Origin of the sequence: Streptomyces sp. NPDC019531 (assembly GCF_044903305.1) — a bacterium.
Classification (GTDB): Bacteria; Actinomycetota; Actinomycetes; order Streptomycetales; family Streptomycetaceae; genus Streptomyces.
Window position 1 is genome coordinate 41,966 of the sequence record NZ_JBJDQL010000029.1, and the last position, 17,752, is coordinate 59,717.

The 17,752-nt window shown below is 70.5% G+C and carries 19 protein-coding genes; 8 read left to right on the forward strand and 11 right to left on the reverse strand.

Annotated elements, in window-relative coordinates; translation table 11 throughout:
- From ACI2L1_RS28850 to ACI2L1_RS28860, 3 genes are all read right to left on the reverse strand, one after another.
- The coding region (locus tag ACI2L1_RS28850) for an ATP-dependent 6-phosphofructokinase (protein WP_404742305.1) at positions 1-770 on the reverse strand (770 nt) is incomplete at its 3' end.
- 191 nt (positions 771-961) lie between these two features.
- A complete protein-coding gene (locus ACI2L1_RS28855) occupies positions 962-1,690 on the reverse strand; it encodes a type 1 glutamine amidotransferase (protein WP_404742306.1) in 729 nt (242 codons plus the stop codon).
- Positions 1,691-1,706: 16 nt separating this feature from the next.
- Positions 1,707-2,945, reverse strand: a complete 1,239-nt coding sequence (locus tag ACI2L1_RS28860) for a MurT ligase domain-containing protein (RefSeq protein WP_404742307.1) — start codon at positions 2,943-2,945, stop codon at positions 1,707-1,709.
- Positions 2,946-3,057: 112 nt separating this feature from the next.
- On the opposite strand from ACI2L1_RS28860, the gene def reads away from it, so the two are divergent.
- Entirely contained in the window at positions 3,058-3,612 is a 555-nt protein-coding gene (gene def, locus ACI2L1_RS28865) for a peptide deformylase (RefSeq protein ID WP_404742308.1), read from the forward strand.
- An 81-nt stretch (positions 3,613-3,693) separates the two neighbouring features.
- Here the strand turns inward: def and ACI2L1_RS28870 are convergent, their stop codons facing one another.
- Positions 3,694-4,338: a TetR family transcriptional regulator gene (locus tag ACI2L1_RS28870; protein WP_404742309.1), complete on the reverse strand. Its 645-nt coding sequence runs from the start codon at positions 4,336-4,338 to the stop codon at positions 3,694-3,696.
- 172 nt (positions 4,339-4,510) lie between these two features.
- On the opposite strand from ACI2L1_RS28870, the gene ACI2L1_RS28875 reads away from it, so the two are divergent.
- The gene (locus tag ACI2L1_RS28875) at positions 4,511-5,740 is read left to right on the forward strand and encodes an acyl-CoA dehydrogenase family protein (protein WP_404742310.1); all 1,230 of its coding nucleotides are present in this window, start codon (positions 4,511-4,513) and stop codon (positions 5,738-5,740) included.
- 142 nt (positions 5,741-5,882) lie between these two features.
- On the opposite strand, the gene ACI2L1_RS28880 is transcribed toward ACI2L1_RS28875, so the two are convergent.
- The 5 genes from ACI2L1_RS28880 to ACI2L1_RS28900 all read right to left on the reverse strand — a co-directional run bounded on the left by ACI2L1_RS28880 (position 5,883) and on the right by ACI2L1_RS28900 (position 10,570).
- Positions 5,883-6,119, reverse strand: a complete 237-nt coding sequence (locus ACI2L1_RS28880) for a DUF6213 family protein (protein ID WP_007380390.1) — start codon at positions 6,117-6,119, stop codon at positions 5,883-5,885.
- 25 nt (positions 6,120-6,144) lie between these two features.
- Complete coding sequence (locus tag ACI2L1_RS28885) at positions 6,145-7,530, reverse strand: NADP-dependent succinic semialdehyde dehydrogenase (protein WP_404742311.1); 1,386 nt, start codon at positions 7,528-7,530, stop codon at positions 6,145-6,147.
- Between the two features lie 71 nt (positions 7,531-7,601).
- Positions 7,602-8,060 (reverse strand): NUDIX domain-containing protein, encoded by a 459-nt coding sequence (locus ACI2L1_RS28890; RefSeq protein WP_404742312.1) that lies wholly within the window; start codon positions 8,058-8,060, stop codon positions 7,602-7,604.
- Positions 8,057-9,595 carry an ATP-dependent DNA ligase gene (locus ACI2L1_RS28895; protein ID WP_404742313.1) on the reverse strand — a complete coding sequence of 513 codons (1,539 nt, stop codon included), beginning with the start codon at positions 9,593-9,595 and terminating at the stop codon, positions 8,057-8,059. Before ACI2L1_RS28895 ends, ACI2L1_RS28890 begins: the two co-directional genes overlap by 4 nt.
- 51 nt (positions 9,596-9,646) lie before the next feature.
- Positions 9,647-10,570, reverse strand: coding sequence for an NAD(P)/FAD-dependent oxidoreductase (locus ACI2L1_RS28900; RefSeq protein WP_404742314.1), 924 nt, complete (start codon positions 10,568-10,570; stop codon positions 9,647-9,649).
- Between the two features lie 64 nt (positions 10,571-10,634).
- On the opposite strand from ACI2L1_RS28900, the gene ACI2L1_RS28905 reads away from it, so the two are divergent.
- The 6 genes from ACI2L1_RS28905 (at position 10,635) to ACI2L1_RS28930 (ending at position 15,921) form a co-directional block, all read left to right on the forward strand.
- Positions 10,635-11,207 (forward strand): helix-turn-helix domain-containing protein, encoded by a 573-nt coding sequence (locus ACI2L1_RS28905; protein WP_404742315.1) that lies wholly within the window; start codon positions 10,635-10,637, stop codon positions 11,205-11,207.
- A 128-nt stretch (positions 11,208-11,335) separates the two neighbouring features.
- A complete protein-coding gene (locus tag ACI2L1_RS28910) occupies positions 11,336-12,313 on the forward strand; it encodes an NADPH:quinone oxidoreductase family protein (RefSeq protein ID WP_404742316.1) in 978 nt (325 codons plus the stop codon).
- Entirely contained in the window at positions 12,310-13,491 is a 1,182-nt protein-coding gene (locus ACI2L1_RS28915) for an acyl-CoA dehydrogenase family protein (RefSeq protein ID WP_404742317.1), read from the forward strand. The genes ACI2L1_RS28910 and ACI2L1_RS28915 overlap by 4 nt, the downstream gene beginning before the upstream one ends.
- Positions 13,488-14,570 (forward strand): acyl-CoA dehydrogenase family protein, encoded by a 1,083-nt coding sequence (locus ACI2L1_RS28920; protein WP_404742318.1) that lies wholly within the window; start codon positions 13,488-13,490, stop codon positions 14,568-14,570. Before ACI2L1_RS28915 ends, ACI2L1_RS28920 begins: the two co-directional genes overlap by 4 nt.
- Before the next feature lie 181 nt (positions 14,571-14,751).
- The gene (locus ACI2L1_RS28925) at positions 14,752-15,615 is read left to right on the forward strand and encodes a phosphatidylinositol-specific phospholipase C/glycerophosphodiester phosphodiesterase family protein (protein ID WP_404742319.1); all 864 of its coding nucleotides are present in this window, start codon (positions 14,752-14,754) and stop codon (positions 15,613-15,615) included.
- 111 nt (positions 15,616-15,726) lie between these two features.
- Positions 15,727-15,921 (forward strand): hypothetical protein, encoded by a 195-nt coding sequence (locus tag ACI2L1_RS28930; protein WP_404742320.1) that lies wholly within the window; start codon positions 15,727-15,729, stop codon positions 15,919-15,921.
- 22 nt (positions 15,922-15,943) lie between these two features.
- Here ACI2L1_RS28930 and ACI2L1_RS28935 read toward each other — a convergent pair whose 3' ends face one another.
- Both ACI2L1_RS28935 and ACI2L1_RS28940 read right to left on the reverse strand, forming a co-directional pair.
- On the reverse strand, positions 15,944-17,182 hold the full coding sequence (locus ACI2L1_RS28935) for a phosphodiester glycosidase family protein (RefSeq protein WP_404742321.1): 1,239 nt from the start codon (positions 17,180-17,182) through the stop codon (positions 15,944-15,946).
- Positions 17,183-17,257: 75 nt separating this feature from the next.
- Entirely contained in the window at positions 17,258-17,653 is a 396-nt protein-coding gene (locus ACI2L1_RS28940; RefSeq protein WP_404742322.1) for a DUF779 domain-containing protein, read from the reverse strand.
- Positions 17,654-17,752: the final 99 nt, after the last annotated feature.

Below are 17,752 nucleotides of genomic sequence, written 5' to 3' on the forward strand. Positions count from 1 at the left end.
AGCTCGATCGACAGCTGACGGGCGATCCCGGCGAACCGCTCGTGCCCGTAGATGTCCTTGGCGCCCTCGTCGAAGGCCATGGAGCCAGGCGCCGGCTTGGCCCCCTCCGCCGCCACGACGATCGCGAACCGCTTCCCCGCCTCGAACCGCTCCCCGACCCGCCGGGCCAACTCCTCGATGTCGAAGGGCCGTTCCGGTACGACGATGGCGTGCGCGCCGGCCGCCATCCCGGAGTGCAGCGCTATCCACCCGGTGTGCCGCCCCATGACCTCGACGACGAGTACCCGCTGGTGGGACTCGGCGGTGGTCTTGAGCCGGTCGAGCGCCTCGGTGGCGACACCGACGGCCGTGTCGAACCCGAAGGTGACATCGGTGACCGCGATGTCGTTGTCGATGGTCTTCGGCACACCCACGATCGGCAGACCGGCGTCCGACATCAGCCGGGCCGCCTTCAGCGTGCCCTCACCACCGATGGGAATGATCGCGTCGAGCCCGAGCTCCTCGACATGCCCCTTGGCCCGCTCCACGCCGTCCCGCAGATGCGAGGGCTGGACCCGGGAGGAGCCGAGGATCGTGCCGCCGCGGGCGAGGATGCCGCCGACGGCGTCGAGGTCGAGCTTGAGGTAGTCGCACTCCAGGAGGCCCTTCCAGCCGTCCCGGAAACCGATGACCTCGTCGCCGTGGTCGGCGACGGCACGGTGCACGACGGACCGGATGACGGCGTTCAGGCCGGGGCAGTCGCCGCCGGACGTGAGGACACCAATGCGCATAAGCCCGCTACAACCTTCTCGACAGGGGCTGGATCCGGACCACGTCGTCCGGCTCGAACCCCGCCACCCTAGCGGCAGGAAGGGGCGGGGCCGAAGCACACGTCCGCCTGCTGGACGACCCCGCTCACCTGTGCGGACGTACCGTCAGACGGGCTGGTTGCAGTGAGCTGAAGATCAGATGTCCATACAGGTCAGGCGGGCTGCTGCGCGGCCGCGATACGTTCGTTGCGCAGCGCCTCGTACCAGCGGTCGTCGGTCGGCGGCAGAGCGTTCACGTCGAGGGCCAGCTTCAGCAACAGGTCCGCGATGAGCGGGTTGCGCGCGAGCACGGGTCCGTGCATGTACGTACCGAAGACCGTGTCGTTGTACGCCCCCTCCGTACCGTCCCCGGTGCCGTTGCCCTTGCCCAGTCGGACGTTGGCGAACGGGCGGGCGGTGGGGCCGAGGTGGGTGATGCCCTGGTGGTTCTCGAAGCCGGTCAGCGGAGGCAGGCCGAGACGGGCGTCGATGTCGGCGAGCACGTCGCCGACGCAGCGCTCGCCCTCACCGCGCACGGAGACCACGTCGAGCAGGCCGAGGCCGGGCTCGCGCTGGCCGAGGTCGTTGATGAACTCGTGGCCGAGGATCTGGTAGCCGGCGCAGACCGAGAAGACGATCGCGCCGTTGCCGACGGCCCGGTGCAGTCCGCCGTCCCGGCGCAGCCGCTCGGCCGCGAGCCGCTGGGGCCGGTCCTCGCCGCCGCCGATCAGGTAGATGTCGCCCGAGGTCGGGATCGGCTGGTCGCTGCGCACGTCCAGGCGGGCCACGTCGAGGCCGCGCTGGCGGGCCCGGCGCTCCACGACCAGGACGTTGCCCTGGTCGCCGTAGGTGCTGAGCAGGTCGGGGTAGATCCAGACGACCCGCAGTTGGTTGTCGCTCACAAAAATCCCCTGTGTCTCAGTTGCCGACGCGGCGGCGCAGGTCCTGGAAGGCGGTGTAGTTCGCGATGACCTCGATACGGCCGTGCGGACTCATGGACACGGCCTGGTCCAGGTTGTCGCAGACCTGGAAGTTCTGGTTCGCGACCTCCAGACGTACCGCGAGGTCCAGCTTGCGATCGCCGATCACGCAGATCGGGTGCCCGGTCAGCCGGGTGTAGTCGACGTCCCACAGCCAGGAGGTGTCGGTGCCGTCGGCGCCGCGGGCGTTGACGGAGAGGATCACCGGAGTGGGCGGCGGGTCGATCAGGCTGAACGTTTCGAGCCAGCCGGCCGGGTTCTTCGCGAGCAGCAGCCGCAGGTCGCGCTGCTGGAACTGGACCACGTCGTAGCGCCCGGCCACGGCCTGCACCTGGTACATGCGTTCCAGGGCGACCTGCGGCGGCACACCGAAGACCGCGGCGACGGCGGCGGAGGAGGCGGCGTTGGCCTTGTTGGCGCGCCCCGGCAGCTGGAGGTGGATGGGCCAGGCGGAGCCGTGCGGGTCGAGCACGTGATCGCCGGACAGCGCCCAGCTGGGCGTGGGCCGCCGGAACCCGCACTCACCGCAGAACCAGTCGTCGCCCGGTCGCTGCATCACACCACCGCAGGACGGGCAGGACCAGGCGTCGTCCTTCCACATCTGCCCGGCGGCGACCCAGATGACGTTGGGGGAGGAGGAGGCGGCCCACACGACGAGCGGGTCGTCGGCGTTGGCGACCACCACGGCCTTGCTTCCCGCCAGTCCCTCGCGCCAGTTCTCCGCGAGCATGCGGGTCTCGGCGGCACGGTCGAGCTGGTCGCGGGAGAGGTTCAGCAGGGCGATGCACTTGGGGTCGGTGTCCCGGGCCACGCCCGCGAGGTACTTCTCGTCGACCTCGATCACGCCGTACCGGGCGTCCGAGCCACCGGCCAGCGCCGAGGTGATACCGGCGGGCATGTTGGCGCCGAGGGCGTTGGACACGACGGGCCCGGCGGCGCCGAGCGCCTCGGCGATGAGCCGCGTCGTGGTGGTCTTTCCGTTGGTCGCCGAGACGAGGACGACGTCCAGGTGCTGGGCGAGCCGGGCGAGGAGGTCGGGATCGAGTTTGAGGGCCACCTTGCCGCCGATGACCGAACCGCTGCCGCGACCCGCGGCTCGGGAAGCCGCCGCGACTGCCTTGCCCGCCGTCACGGCGAGCTTGGCCCGCGGCGAGAGCGGGTCCGAGTTGGCTGTCATCAGTTCTCGATCCTCCTTGCGTACGCGCCGCGACTCTGCCTCCGGCCACGTGGTGTGGACCTCAGCCTATCGAGATCCGTAGGCACTCCCGAATCGCCGTACCCTTGCGGCCATGCGAAACGGCTCCATTCCGGGCACCCATGGCCGCGTCCGGCCCCTCACCCTGCTCGGCGACCCCGCGCTGCACGACCCCTGCGGGGACGTGTCGGACTTCGGCCCGGCACTGGCGACGCTCGTGGAGGACTTGTTCGCGACGATGTACGCGGCGGAGGGCGTGGGCCTGGCGGCCAACCAACTGGGCGTACCGCTGCGCGTGTTCGTGTACGACTGCCCGGACGACGAGGAGGTCCGCCACCTGGGACATGTGGTGAACCCGCGGCTGGTGGAGGCGGACGGACTGGTGCTGCGGGGCCCGGAAGGCTGCCTGTCCCTGCCGGGCCTGGAGGCGGGAACGGAACGCTACGACCACGCGGTGGTGGAGGGTTTCACGGCAACGGGCGAGCCCGTGACGATCCACGGCACGGGCTTCTTCGCGAGGTGTCTGCAGCACGAGTGCGACCACTTGGAGGGCAAGGTCTACGCAGACCATCTGACGGGCCGACGCAAGCGCAAGCTCGCGCGACAAGTGGCCAGATCTTCTTGGCGCAGGGCAAGCGATCCCACCTAGGGGCGCGGGGCTGTATCGATGTGCGGCTCCCGCCGCGTGGGCGCGACCAGCCCCCACAGACCCGTGCCTGGGAGACGACGGTCAGAACCCCGGACCCCCGACCTTGTCTCCGGCCGCAGCGAGCCGCCCCCACAACAGGTCAGCCATACTCCGCACCAACTCCGCCCGCGAACACGGCCGTTCCCCCAACCACCAGTCACCCGCCGCGTACATCATCCCGACGACCCCGTGCCCCCACACCCGAGCCAGCAACTGACTCCCGGGCCCGAGATCCAGCCGTTCCTCGATGACCTGCCCCAACTCTTCACCCATCCTGCGCAGCAAGGGCGCGGAATGCTTACCGACGTCGAACCCCTGATCCCCGACCTGACTCCCCTCGGCGGGGTGCATCAGGAACCGGTACACCTGAGGCCGGGCCTCGATCGCGGCGAGATACGTGTCCAGGGTCGCCTCGACCCGCTCACGCCGATCCGCGGGAGCGTCCAGCGCCGCCCGCAGGGAGTCCAGCAGCGCGTCGGTGTGCCGCTTGGCAAGCGCAGCGTAAAGTCCGCCCTTGTCACCGAAGTGCCGATACAGAATCGGCTTCGTGATACCCGCCTCCGCGGCGATCGCGTTCATGGAGGCCTGCGGCCCGTCACGCAGCACCACCCTGTCCGCGGCCTCCAGCAGTTCGCGCCGGCGGCGGTCGGCGGACCGTTGTTGATCGGTCCGCTGTGTGGTGTCCATGAGTTCTCCCCACCCGTGCTGAATCGGTGCCGCCTGCGCAAACTAACACCTGACAGGCGATTGACATCGAACAGGATGCTGACTCGTCGTCGGGAGTTGACTTTTCCTACCCACGAGTAACAGACTTGAGTTACCGCTAGTAACATGCATGCGTGCCGCCGCTGGAGGAAACATGGCCGAGTTCACCATGGAGCTCAACGACGAACAGAAGGAGGTCCGGGACTGGCTGCACGGCTTCGCCGCCGACGTCATCCGCCCCGCGGCTGCCGAATGGGACGAGCGTGAGGAGACTCCCTGGCCGGTCATTCAGGAGGCCGCGAAGGTCGGCATCTACTCCCTCGACTTCTACGCCCAGCAGTACTTCGACCCCACCGGGCTCGGTATCCCGATGGCGATGGAGGAGCTGTTCTGGGGCGACGCGGGCATCGCCCTGTCGATCGTAGGCACCGGTCTCGCGGCTGTCGGCGTCCTCGCCAACGGTACCGAGGAGCAGATCGGCACCTGGATCCCGCAGATGTACGGCGACGCGAACGACGTCAAGGTCGCCGCGTTCTGCTCGTCCGAGCCGGACGCCGGTTCCGACGTGGCCTCCATGCGCACGCGTGCCGTGTACGACGAGGCCAAGGACGAGTGGGTGCTCAACGGCACCAAGACCTGGGCGACCAACGGCGGCATCGCCAACGTCCACGTCGTCGTCGCGGTCGTCGACCCGGAGCTCGGCTCCAAGGGCCACGCGTCCTTCATCGTGCCGCCGAACACCCCGGGCCTGTCCCAGGGCCAGAAGTTCAAGAAGCACGGCATCCGTGCCTCCCACACCGCCGAGGTCGTACTGGAGAACGTCCGCGTTCCTGGCCACTGCCTGCTCGGCGGCAAGGAGAAGCTGGACCAGCGCCTGGCCAGGGCCCGTGAGCGGGCGAAGGCCGGCAACGGCGAGCGCGTGAAGAACGCGGCGATGGCCACGTTCGAGGCTTCGCGCCCCGCGGTGGGTGCGATGGCCGTGGGTACCGCTCGTGCCGCCTACGAGGTCGCCCTCGACTACGCCAAGACGCGTGAGCAGTTCGGGCGCCCGATCATCGACAACCAGGGTGTGGCCTTCCAGCTGGCGGACATGCGGACGTCGATCGACGCGGCCCGTCTCCTCGTCTGGCGTGCCTCCTGGATGGCGGTCAACGGCAAGCAGTTCACCGCGGCCGAGGGTTCCATGTCGAAGCTGTTCGCGAGCGAGACGGCGAAGCAGGTCACGGCACAGGCCGTGCAGATCCTGGGCGGCAACGGCTACACGCGGGAGTACCCGGTGGAGCGCATGCACCGCGACGCGGCGATCTACACGATCTTCGAAGGCACGAGCGAGATCCAGCGACTGGTGATCGCCCGGACGCTCTCGGGGATGTCCATTCGGTAACTCGCGCGGCTGCCGGCGCGTGGGGGCTGGTCGCGCAGTTCCCCGCGCCCCCAAGGGGGCAACCCACCTGTGCCCCGAAGGGGCGCGGGGAACTGCGCGAACAGCCACGATGAACCGGCACCAGGCAACGAACCAGCAACCCCTACGGTGCCCCACCGCTACTGTGCGCGATGCACGCCACATCAATCCGGTCGGCCAGCTTCGCGAGCTCGATCGTCAGTGCGGCGACCGTGTCCTCGTCCAGCCCGTCGGCCCCGGCCTCGACCAAGTGCAGCCACCGCCCGCCAAGACTGCGGAGCAGCTTGCTCACATCGGCGGCAGCCACCTGCAAGGTCCCGCGGTCATCGACGATCAGAGGCAGAGTCACTTCGCGGTTCACACCCGGGATCGTAGCCGCGCAAGCGTCACGCTCCGTGCCAAACCGTGGTGATGTTGCAGAACTCCCTGATTCCGTGCCCGGACAGCTCACGCCCGTATCCGGACCGCTTCACTCCGCCGAACGGGAACGCCGGATGCGAGGCGGTCATCCCGTTGACGAACACCCCGCCGGCCTCCAGATCCCGTACGAACCGGTCGATCTCCGCCTCGTCGCGCGTCCACACGTTGGAGCTCAGCCCGAACGGCGAGTCGTTGGCGATCAGCACGGCCTCATCGAGGTCGGCGGCCCGGTACAGGGTGGCCACCGGACCGAAGGTCTCCTCGCGGTGGACGCGCATGTCGCGGGCGACGTCGGCGATGACGGTCGGCGGGTAGAACCAGCCGGGGCCGTCGGGCCGTTCCCCGCCGCACAGCACGCTCGCACCGCTGCGCCTGGCGTCGTCGACCAGTTCCTCCAGATCGGCCCGCCCCTGCTCGCTCGACAGCGGTCCGACCTCGGTGTCCTCCTCCAGCGGATCGCCGACCTTGAGGGCCTTCATGCCCTCGACGAACCGCTCGGCGAACCGGTCGTAGACGTCGGCGTGCACGATGAACCGCTTGGCGGCGATGCAGGACTGCCCGTTGTTCTGCACGCGCGCGGTCACCGCCACCTGCGCGGCCCGGTCGATGTCCGCCGAGGGCATCACGATGTACGGGTCGCTGCCGCCGAGCTCCAGCACCGTCTTCTTCACCATGTCCCCGGCGGTGGAGGCGACCGCCCGCCCCGCGGGTTCACTCCCCGTGAGCGTGGCCGCCTTGACGCGTTCGTCGCGCAGGATGGCGTCGATCGCACCGGACCCGACGAGGAGGGTCTGGAAACAGCCCTCCGAGTAGCCCGCCTGGTGGAAGAGGTCCTCCAGGAAGAGGGCGGTCTGCGGCACGTTCGACGCGTGCTTCAGCAAACCCACGTTCCCTGCCATCAGCGCGGGTGCGGCGAAGCGGATCACCTGCCACAGCGGGAAGTTCCACGGCATCACCGCGAGCACCGGCCCGAGCGGCCGGTAGTGCACGCGCGCGCGTGACGCGCCGGAGTCCTTGACGTCGGACTCGGAGGGCTCCTCGTCGGCGAGCAGCGACTGCGCGTGCTCGGCGTACCAGCGCATCGCCTTGGCGCACTTGGCGGCCTCCGCGCGGGCCTGCTTGACCGGCTTGCCCATCTCGGTGGTCATGACCCGGGCGATGTCCTGCATGCCGTCGTCGAGGAGCTCGGCGGCCCGGTTCAGGAGGCGGGCGCGGTCCGCGAAGGACGTCGTGCGGTAGGTGCGGAACGTCGCCTCGGCGAGCTGGAGCCTGCGCTCGATCTCCTCCTCGCCCATGGCCTCGTACGTCTTGAGCGTCTCGCCGTTCGCCGGGTTGACCGTCGCGATGGGCATGACCGACCTCCTGAAGAGCTGACTGTGCTTCGACCTTCCCGCGCGACGGGGGCGACCGCAACGCGTGGACGTCAGGCCGAGTGCTCAGCCAGCCGGTCGAGAAACGCGGCCTGCGCCTTGACGATCACGGCCCGGGCCCGGTCGAGCCCGAACCACTCCACCCGGTCCACCTCGGGGAACTCCCGTGTCTGCCCGGACTTCGGCGGCCACTCCATGGTGAACACCCCGGGCACCACGGTCGCCGGATCGAGGTCCGCCTCGATCGCCCACGCCGTGACGACCTTGCCGTTCGTCTGCCGGACCTCGCCCAGGGGTAAGGCCTCCCCGTCCGGCGGCGGCAGCCCGAGCTCCTCCTGGAACTCCCGGCGGGCCGCGTCCCAGGCGGGCTCCTCGGGTTCGTACTCGCCCTTCGGGACCGTCCACGCCCCGGCGTCCCGCCGCGCGAAGAACGGTCCGCCCATATGGCCCAGCAACACCTCCAGACCGCTATCGGTGTGCCGGAACAACAGTAGGCCCGCGCTCGTCTTCATGGCTTCACCTCGGGATGCGCGGCCAGCAGCGTCTCCACCGTGTCGGCCTCCTCCGGCCGCTTGTCCTCCCGGTAGCGGACCACGCGCGCGAACCTGAGGGTGACCCCGGCCGGATAGCGGGTCGACCTCTGCAGACCGTCGTAGGCGATCTCGACGACGAGTTCGGGCCGTACGGTCACCACGTAACCGCTGCTGTCGACGGCCAGCTCCTGGAGCCGCTCGGTCTGCCAGGTGAGCATCGCGTCGGTCATGCCCTTGAAGGTCTTGCCCAGCATGGCGAAGCCGCCGTCGGCCGTGCGGGCGCCGAGGTGCAGGTTGGAGAGTTTTCCGGTACGGCGGCCATGGCCCCACTCGGCGGCCAGCACCACGAGGTCGAGGGTGTGCACGGGCTTGACCTTGAGCCAGGACGCGCCGCGCCGGCCCGCGCTGTAGGGGGCGTCGAGGGACTTCACCACGACGCCCTCGTGGCCGCGCTCAAGGGTCTCGGCGAGGAACTCCTCCGCCGTGCCGAGGTCCTCGGGGCCGGACACCAGTGTGCGCCGCACCCGCATCGGCTCGGGGACCAACCGGGCCAGTTCCGCGTGCCGTTCGGCGAAGGGCAGGTCGAGGAGGTCGCGGTCGTCGACGGACAGTGCGTCGAAGAAGACGGGCGAGACGGGGACCGCCTCGGCGGCCGTCGTGACGTCCACGCGGGAGCCGACCCGGCCCGCCGTCTCCTGGAAGGAGCGGGGCCGCCCGGCCTCGTCGAAGGCGATCACCTCGCCGTCCAGGATGAACCGCTCGCCTCGCAACTCCAGTGCGGCAGCCGTCAGTTCGGGCAGCCGGTCGGTGATGTCGTCGAGGGTGCGGGTGTACAGCCGTACGACATCGCCGTCCCGGTGGATCTGGACGCGGATGCCGTCCAGCTTCTCCTCGACCGCGCACACGCCGAGTCTCTCGACCGCCTCGGCCACCGAGGAGGCGCTGTGCGCCAGCATCGGCAGGACCGGGCGCCCGACGGTGAGACGGAAACGGTCCAGGGCGGCCGGGCCGTCGGTGAGGAGGGCCTCGGCCACCGTCTGGAGCGAGCCCGCGAGCATCACGGCACGGCGTACGTCGGCGGGAGGTGCCTCGGTCGCCTGGGCGAGCCCCTCGGTGGCGACCGCGTCCAGCGCGCCCTGCCGTACCTCGCCACTGATCAGCCCGAACAGGAACCGCTGCTCGTCCTCGGTGGCCGCGCCCAGCAACTCCCCGACCAGCCGGGCCCGTTCGGCCTGCGAGCCTGCTCCCGCCACCTTGCCGAGCTCGCTCAGCAGGGCGTCCACCGTGTGCACGGTCAGGGTCGGCTCGGCGGCCGGGGCGACCGGGCGGCTCAGCACCTTCCAGCCGACGCCGAGCCTGCCCTGCGGAAGCCGTCCCGCCAGGTACGGGATGACGATGGGCACGTCGTCCGCCTCGGCGTCCCTGAACAGCTCGGCGAGGAGCGCGATCTTCTTCGAGCGCGCGGAGGTCGCGGCGACCTCCTGGGACACCTGGGCCAGCCGGGCAAGCAGCATGCAGCCATGGTGCACCGGAGGCGGCCGGTCCACACCCCGGCCTCGCCCCGATCACGCCTCCACGGCAGTGTCGAGGTCGCTCATCAGCAGCTCCCCGTTGATCGTCGCCGCCGCCCGGTACCCGGCGCTCGCCGCGTTGATCACCTGCTCCGCGAAGCCGGCCGCGTTGCCCACGGCGTACACACCGGGCACGGTCGTCCGCCCGTTCCCGTCCACCACCGGGTAACTGCCGAAGGGCGTCTCCTGCAGCTCGGCCCCGAGCTGTTCGAGCAGGCCGTTTTGCGGGACGGCACGCGGCGCGGTGAAGACGACCTCGCGTGCGAACGTCGGGCCGGCCGCCAGCCGTACGGCGGTGAGCCGGTCGTCCGTCACGACCAGCCCGGCGACCTCGCCGGGCACCACGGCGACACCGGCCGCGGCCAGTCTGCGCAGGTCGTCGTCCGAGAGCTCGGACTCGGCGACCTTGTGCAGGAAGAGGGTCACGTCCTTCGACCACTGGGAGACCATCAGCGCCTGGTGCACGCTGAGCGGGGTCGTGGCCAGCACGCCGAAGGCCTGGTCGCGGACCTCCCAGCCATGGCAGTACGGGCAGTGCAGGACGTCCTTGCCGAAGCGCTCGGCGACGCCGGGCACGTCGGGGAGCTCGTCCTTGAGGCCGGTGGCGAGGACGAGGCGACGGCCCCGGAGCGTGCGTCCGCTCGCCAGGGTCACGGCGAAGCCCTCGGCGACCTCGACCACCCGGTCCCGGACCAGCTCGACGCCGTACCCCTTGATCTCCTCGCGGCCGATCGCCAGGAACTCGCCGGGGGGCATGCCGTCCCGGGTGAGGAAGCCCTGCATATGGGCGGCGGGCGCGTTGCGCGGTTCGCCGGCGTCGATGACCAGGGTGCGGCGCCGGGCGCGGCCCAGGACGAGTGCGGCGGACAGTCCGGCGGCACCGCCGCCGACGACGATCACTTCGTATGTCTCGGTCATACCGACACGGTCGTCCTGGGATGCGGGATTGACAAACTTCTTTGCCGATTCTGCAATGTCTTGCATGACTACCGATGACGTTCTCGCGGAGGTCGGGCCGAGACTGCGGCGGATACGGAAGGACCGGGAGGTGACACTCGCGTCGCTGTCCCAGACCACCGGGATCTCCGTGAGCACCCTCTCCCGACTGGAATCGGGGCTGCGCAAGCCCAGCCTGGAGCTGTTGCTGCCGATCGCGCAGGCTCACCGGGTGCCGCTGGACGAACTCGTCGGGACACCGCCGGTGGGGGACCCGCGGGTAAGGGCCAAGCCCCTCTCGCGGCACGGGCGCACCTACTGGCCGCTCACCCGGCAGCCCGGCGGCCTCCAGGCCTTCAAGGTGCTGGTGCCCCAGGGTCATGAGGAGCCCGAGGCCCGTACCCACGAGGGCTATGAGTGGTTGTACGTACTGTCCGGGCGGCTGAGGGTCGTGCTGGGTGAGCACGACGTGGTGCTCACCGCCGGGGAGGCGGCGGAGTTCGACACCCGGGTGCCGCACTGGTTCGGGTCGACGGGGGAGGGGCCGGCGGAGTTCCTCAGCCTGTTCGGGCCGCAGGGCGAGCGGATGCACGTCCGGGCGAAACCCACGCGGTCGTGACGCACGCGACTGTTCCCTGGCGGGCTCTTCACCGGCAGGCTGTTCCCTGATCGGCAAGCAACCGCTTAGTATGCGGAGGATCCCCGGTCAGACCCCGGCATGACGACGCAGTCCCGTGGAGGGCCCCCATGCAGGCATGGCAAGTGCACGAGAACGGCGAGCCGAGCGAGGTGATGCGCCTCGACGAGGTGGCACAGCCCGTGCCCGGCGAGGGCCAGGTCCTGCTGAAGGTGCGCGCCGCGAACATCAACTTCCCGGATGTCCTCATGTGCCGCGGCCACTACCAGGTCCGGCCGCCGCTGCCCTTCACGCCGGGCGTGGAGGTCTGCGGCGAGACCGAGGACGGGCGGCGCGTGATCGCCAACCCCGCGCTGCCGTACGGCGGTTTCGCCGAGTACGCCGTCGCGGACGCCGCGGCTGTGCTGCCCGCGCCCGACTCGCTGGACGACGCCGAGGCCGCCGCGCTGCACATCGGCTACCAGACGGGCTGGTTCGGTCTGCACCGGCGGGCTCGTCTGGAGGCCGGCGAGACACTGCTCGTCCACGCTGCCGCAGGAGGGGTCGGCAGCGCGGCCGTGCAGCTCGGCAAGGCGGCCGGGGCCACCGTCATCGGGGTCGTCGGCGGTGCCGAAAAGGCTGCCGTCGCACGGAAGGTGGGCTGTGACGTGGTGATCGACCGGCGGAGCGAGGACGTCGTCGCCGCCGTGAAGGAGGCCACCGGGGGCCGGGGCGTGGATGTGGTCTACGACCCCGTGGGCGGCGAGGCCTACACGCAGTCGACCAAGGTCGTCGCCTTCGAGGGACGGATCGTGGTCGTCGGCTTCGCCAGCGGGAACATCCCCAGCCCCGGCCTCAACCACGCGCTGGTGAAGAACTACGCGATCCTGGGCCTGCACTGGGGCCTGTACAACACCAAGAACCCGAAGCTGGTCCAGCACTGCCACGAGCAGCTCACCGAACTGGCCGCCCGGGGCGCGATCAAGCCGCTGGTGAGCGAGCGGGTGCCGCTGGCCGGGGCCGCGGGCGCCATGCAACGACTCGGTGACGGGGTGACCACCGGTCGGGTCACCGTCGTCCCGTCGCTCGGGAAGGGAGTCTCCGCATGACCGACGCAGCCGAACTCAAGCGCCGTACCGAGGAGTTGCTGGCCGCGTGTCCGCCCGCGACCACGGACCGGATGGACTTCCTGAAGGCCCGCTTCGACGCGGGGCTCGCCTGGGTCCACTACCCCGAGGGGCTCGGTGGACTCGGTGCTCCCCGCGCCCTCCAGGCCGTCGTGGACGCCGAGTTGGAGGCCGTGGGCGCCCCCGACAACGACCCGCGGCGCAACGGCATCGGTCTCGGCATGGCCGCGCCGACCGTCCTCAAGTACGGCACCGAGGAGCAGAAGCAGCGCTATCTGCGGCCCCTGTGGGTAGGGGAGGAGGTCTGGTGCCAGCTGTTCAGCGAGCCCGGCGCCGGATCCGACCTCGCCGCCCTCGGCACACGTGCCGTCCGGGAGGGCGACGCATGGGTGGTCAACGGGCAGAAGGTGTGGACATCCGGCGCCCACAACTCCCGCTGGGCCATCCTCATCGCCCGCACCGACCCGGACGTGCCCAAGCACGCGGGCATCACCTACTTCATCTGCGACATGACCGACCCCGGCGTCGACGTCCGCCCGCTGCGCCAGATCACCGGCGAGGCCGAGTTCAACGAGGTCTTCCTCACCGACGTCCGTATCCCCGACTCCCGCAGGCTCGGCGGGATCGGCGACGGGTGGAGGGTCGCGCAGACGACGCTGAACAACGAACGCGTCGCCATCGGCGGTATGCGGCTGCCCCGCGAGGGCGGCATGATCGGCCCGGTCTCCAAGACCTGGCGCGAACGCCCCGAACTGCGCACCCAGGACCTGCACCAGCGGCTGCTGAAGCTCTGGGTGGACTCCGAGGTGGCCCGTCTCACCGCCGAGCGCCTGCGCCAGCAGCTCGTCGCAGGACAGCCGGGGCCCGAGGGCGCCGGCATGAAGCTCGCCTTCGCCCGCCTCAACCAGGAGATCAGCGGCCTGGAGGTCGAACTCCGCGGCGAAGAAGGCCTGTTGTACGACGACTGGACCATGCGCCGGCCCGAACTGGTGGACTTCACCGGCCGCGACGCCGGCTACCGCTACCTCCGCTCCAAGGGCAACAGCATCGAGGGCGGGACCACCGAGGTCCTGCTGAACATCGTCGCCGAGCGCGTCCTGGGCCTGCCGTCCGAGCCGCGCACCGACAAGGACGTCGCCTGGAAGGACCTGTCCCGATGAGCACACAGCCCGATCTTCTCTACTCCGAGGAGGAAGAGGCGCTGCGGGCCGCAGTCAGGGATCTGCTGGCCGACCACTGCGACGCGCCGGGCGTGATCGCCCGCACCGAGTCGGACACCCCGCACGACCTCGCGGCCTGGAAGGCCCTCGCGGACGGAATGGGGCTCGCCGGGCTCCTGGTACCGGAGGCGAAGGGCGGCCAGGGCGCCACGCACCGTGAAGTAGCCGTGGTCCTTGAGGAGTTGGGCCGCGCGGTCGCCCCCGTGCCCTATCTGACCAGTGCCGTCGTCGCCACCGAGGCGCTGCTGGCCTGCGAGGCCGACGAGCTGCTCGCCGAGCTCGCGTCCGGGCGGAGGATCGGCGCCCTCGCCGTCGCGCTGAACGTCGCTCCGGGCGGTGCCTACAAGGTCGTACGCCATGAAGGCCGTGCTCTGCACGGTGAGTTGACCGCTGTCGCGGACGCCGCGGCGGCCGATGTGCTGCTGATTCCCGCGGACGACGGCGGGCTCTACGCGGTGGAGGCCTCCGCCGTGACCGTCACCCCGCAGGTCTCCTTCGACCTGACCAGGCCGCTGGCCACTGTCACCCTCGACGGGGCGCCGGGCCGCCTCCTCGGTGACGCCGAGCCCGCCGTGCACCGTGCGCTGCGGGCCGGGGCCGGGCTGCTCGCATCCGAGCAACTCGGGGTCGCCGACTGGACGTTGACCGAGACCGTGCGCTATCTCAAGGAGCGCAAACAGTTCAACCGGCCGGTCGGCGGCTTCCAGGCGCTCAAGCACCGGCTCGCCCAGCTGTGGCTGGAGGTCGTCAACCTCCGTGCCGCCGCCCGCAATGCCGCCGACGCCCTCGCGACCGGTGAGGACGCCGATGTGGCGGTCGCCGTCGCCCAGGCCTACGCGGCGTCCGTCGCCGTGCACGCCGCAGAGGAGGCCCTCCAGTTGCACGCCGGCATCGGCATGACCTGGGAGCACCCGATCCACCTGTATCTGAAGCGGGCCAAGTCCGACTCGATCGCCTATGGAACGGCGGGCACCCACCGCGCCCGGCTGGCCGAACTCGTCGGTCTGCAGGCCCCCTGAGGTTCACCCGGATTCACCCGGTAAAGCCCGTCCCACCTGGGGCGGGCTTTACCGTGCGCCCACGTGGAAGGAGTGAACGGGCGACGGCAGTCCGGCCAACTCCTGGCATGTACAGGTTCATTGGGGGCCGAAGGGCCCCATACTCCCTGTGGTTCCGACCCGCCCCACAGGGAGGCAGAGCATGTCCCTCATCACTCGTCGCAGAGCCCTCACCACCCTCGGCGTCGCGGCCGCGGCGGTGCTCGCCCCGCCCGCCGGCAGTGCGTGGGCCGACGGCCAGAAGCACCGCCCCCGCCCGTTGTGGCGCGCTCACGCCCACAACGACTACGAGCATCCGCGCCCCCTCCTCGACGCCCTCGACCACCGCTTCGGCAGCGTCGAGGCCGACATCTACCTCGTCGGCGACCAGCTCCTGATCGGCCACACCGTGGACGACCTGGACCCGACGCGCACCCTGGAATCCCTCTACCTCGACCCGCTGGCCAGGATCGTCAAGGCCAACCACGGTTCCGTGTACCGGGGTTACCGTCAGCCGCTCCAGCTGCTGATCGACATCAAGACCGAGGGCTCCTCGACGTACCTCGAACTCGACCGCCATCTCCAGCGCTACAAGCAGCTGTTCACGACGTACGCGCACGGCCGCGTCCGCCCCGGAGCCGTGACCGCCGTGATCTCCGGGGACCGTGCCGCCCGTACGCCCATGGAGGCCCAGACGGTGCGACGCGCCTTCTACGACGGCCGGCTCACCGATCTCGGGACCTCGGCGCCCGCCTCCTTCGTCCCGCTGATCAGCGACAACTGGACGCTCAACTTCACCTGGCTGGGTGAGGGCGCCTTCCCGGACGCCGAGCGGGTCAAGCTGCGGAGCATCATCCAGCAGGCCCACGGGCGCGGGCAGAAGGTGCGGTTCTGGGCCACACCCGACGTGGCCGGGCCCGCGCGGGACGCGCTGTGGAGCGAGCTCCTCGCCGCCGGCGTCGACTACTTCAACACCGACGACCTGGCGGGCCTGGAGGCCTTCCTGGACGCCCGCCGGGCGGCTTAGACACCACTCGTTCGGAGGACGGCTCAGCCGCCCGGACGAACCCTCTGCTACGCCACACTTGCGGCCGAACGCCGTGAAACGGATGTGACGGCGTGGCGGAGGAGGCTGTCCATGGTGCTTTCCATTTCTGTGCTGGTGCTGCTGCTGATCCTGGCGGTGATCTTCGTGCGCAACGGCGGACTCAAGTTCTCCCACGCGCTGGTGTGCGCGCTGCTCGGCTTCTATCTGGCCGGCACGAGCGTCGCGCCCACCATTTACAGCGGTGTCACGGCGACGGCGGACATCGTCGGCAGCCTGCGCCCCTGATGCCGGCCGGTGGCCTTCGGCGTCAGCCCCTGGAGAAGACCCCGATACCGTTCGGGACGGGACGTTCGACGCCTCCTGAGGGGTGGTTGACGGCGGCGACGGAGCTGGTGCCCGGCATCCGGGCGGCCATGGTCGTCGAACCGCCGCCGTCCAGGCTGAAGGCGTCGACCGAGCCCAACGTCCGCATGGTGTCGGCCACTTCGGCGATCGTCAGCCCGGTGCGATAGGCGACCGCCCCGTCCAGCGCGAGGAGATACAGGCGTCGTCCGCCGTCCGCGATACCCACAGCCGTCCGCACCGCCGACACCGTGTCGTCGAGGCCGGGCAGCGGGAGGCCGTCGTCGAGGACGGGGTAGCCGCCGAGCGCGAAGCGGTACGGGATCCACGCCGAGGCCGCCACCAGCCGGTGCTGCACCGTCACCGCCGATCCGACCGAGAGGTGTCGCAGCTGCTGCGCGCCCGCCTCCCGGCCCACGACCTCGGTGGTGCCGACGGCGATCGGTCCGCCGCCCGGGGTGTCGGACGTGGCGACGACCTGCCCGCCGCGGACGGTCACCTCATAGGTGTCGGTGCTGCACGGGGCCGCCCGGTTCGTGTCGGTTCCGCAGGTGGCCCGCACCCGGGACATGCCGCCCCAGTCCGAGGTGAACGCCCCGACCGAACCGACGGGCAGGGCGTACTGGTTCAGCCCGCCCAGCGGCAGCCGCCCCTCGGGTGTCCGCACCGAACCGTCGAGTGCCAGGTCGTCGAGACGGGCCCGCCGGTCGGTGCCCACCCCGAATACGTCCTCGGTGCTCGTGCCGGGCGGCAGCGCGGGCCCGAAACGCTGGCCGTCCGGCACCGCTCCCTTGAGGGCCCGGCCCTGTGCAATCGCCGGGCCCACGCTCGCGCCGGTCGCCTCGACACCGGGGTGCTGGGTCTCCGTGATGTTGAAGAAGTCGCCGTTCACCCCCGCGAGGGCGCCCTGTGCGGTGGCCAGTCCGGACACCGTGGCCCGCGCGGCCACCGCCCCCGGGTACAGGAGCTCCACCCGCACCCGTGGATCGCGCAGATCCACGCTGAGCAGGTGGGCGTGCGTCCTCCCCGCGGTCGCGTTGATGTCGAACTGCCGGTACTGCACGCCCGTCGCGAGCTGGGTCCACGCCGGTGCGGCGGCGGCCGGAGACGCCCCCACCAGGGCCACGCCGGCCAGCGTGCCGAGAGCCGCCAGAAACGCCAGTACCGATCTGCCTACGCCGAAACGTCTTTGACGGTGCGTCACAGCTCCCCCTGATGTCCCGTCAACTGTCCCAGGAGTCAGGGGAAGTGCACCAGACGGCGATGGCCGAGGGGAGGTCTAGGCGCCGATCACACGCGAGCGGATGAGGAATCGCACCCCCTCGGGTGCCTCCAGCGAGAATCCGCTGCCCCGGCCCTCGACGACGTCGACGATCAGACGGGTGTGACTCCAGACCTCGTACTGGCTCCTCGACATCCAGAACGTCACCGGCTCCTCGACCCCCGCCACATCCAGCTCGGCGAGCAGCACGTCCGAGCCACCGGTACGGAACTCGCCCGCTGGATAGCACATCGGCGCGCTCCCGTCGCAACAGCCGCCGGACTGATGGAACATCAACGGCCCGTGCGTCTCGCGCAACCGCCGCAACAACTCGCCGGCCGCAACCGTGAGCTCGACACGCGGCACCTCGTCGTACTCGACGTCGTACTCGACCCGTGCGGATTCGTCGTCCATGGTCGCCGAGTGCAGCACGGGGAAGGTTGCGAAGGGGTTGCACGTGCCCTTTCCCGAGAAGTCCGGAGAAGTCTGGAGAAGGGGGAGCGTGTTGGTCTG

Bases quoted from the DNA above. Each gene is read 5' to 3' on its own strand.
- ACI2L1_RS28875 (WP_404742310.1), top strand. From the start codon at position 4,511: ATGGCCGAGTTCACCATGGAGCTCAACGACGAACAGAAGGAGGTCCGG.
- ACI2L1_RS28920 (WP_404742318.1), top strand. From the start codon at position 13,488: ATGAGCACACAGCCCGATCTTCTCTACTCCGAGGAGGAAGAGGCGCTG.
- ACI2L1_RS28910 (WP_404742316.1), top strand. From the start codon at position 11,336: ATGCAGGCATGGCAAGTGCACGAGAACGGCGAGCCGAGCGAGGTGATG.
- ACI2L1_RS28940 (WP_404742322.1), bottom strand. From the start codon at position 17,653: ATGGACGACGAATCCGCACGGGTCGAGTACGACGTCGAGTACGACGAG.
- ACI2L1_RS28870 (WP_404742309.1), bottom strand. From the start codon at position 4,338: ATGGACACCACACAGCGGACCGATCAACAACGGTCCGCCGACCGCCGC.
- ACI2L1_RS28900 (WP_404742314.1), bottom strand. From the start codon at position 10,570: ATGACCGAGACATACGAAGTGATCGTCGTCGGCGGCGGTGCCGCCGGA.
- def (WP_404742308.1), top strand. From the start codon at position 3,058: ATGCGAAACGGCTCCATTCCGGGCACCCATGGCCGCGTCCGGCCCCTC.
- ACI2L1_RS28930 (WP_404742320.1), top strand. From the start codon at position 15,727: ATGGTGCTTTCCATTTCTGTGCTGGTGCTGCTGCTGATCCTGGCGGTG.
- ACI2L1_RS28885 (WP_404742311.1), bottom strand. From the start codon at position 7,530: ATGCCCATCGCGACGGTCAACCCGGCGAACGGCGAGACGCTCAAGACG.
- ACI2L1_RS28895 (WP_404742313.1), bottom strand. From the start codon at position 9,595: ATGCTGCTTGCCCGGCTGGCCCAGGTGTCCCAGGAGGTCGCCGCGACC.
- ACI2L1_RS28905 (WP_404742315.1), top strand. From the start codon at position 10,635: ATGACTACCGATGACGTTCTCGCGGAGGTCGGGCCGAGACTGCGGCGG.
- ACI2L1_RS28860 (WP_404742307.1), bottom strand. From the start codon at position 2,945: ATGACAGCCAACTCGGACCCGCTCTCGCCGCGGGCCAAGCTCGCCGTG.
- ACI2L1_RS28890 (WP_404742312.1), bottom strand. From the start codon at position 8,060: ATGAAGACGAGCGCGGGCCTACTGTTGTTCCGGCACACCGATAGCGGT.
- ACI2L1_RS28915 (WP_404742317.1), top strand. From the start codon at position 12,310: ATGACCGACGCAGCCGAACTCAAGCGCCGTACCGAGGAGTTGCTGGCC.
- ACI2L1_RS28925 (WP_404742319.1), top strand. From the start codon at position 14,752: ATGTCCCTCATCACTCGTCGCAGAGCCCTCACCACCCTCGGCGTCGCG.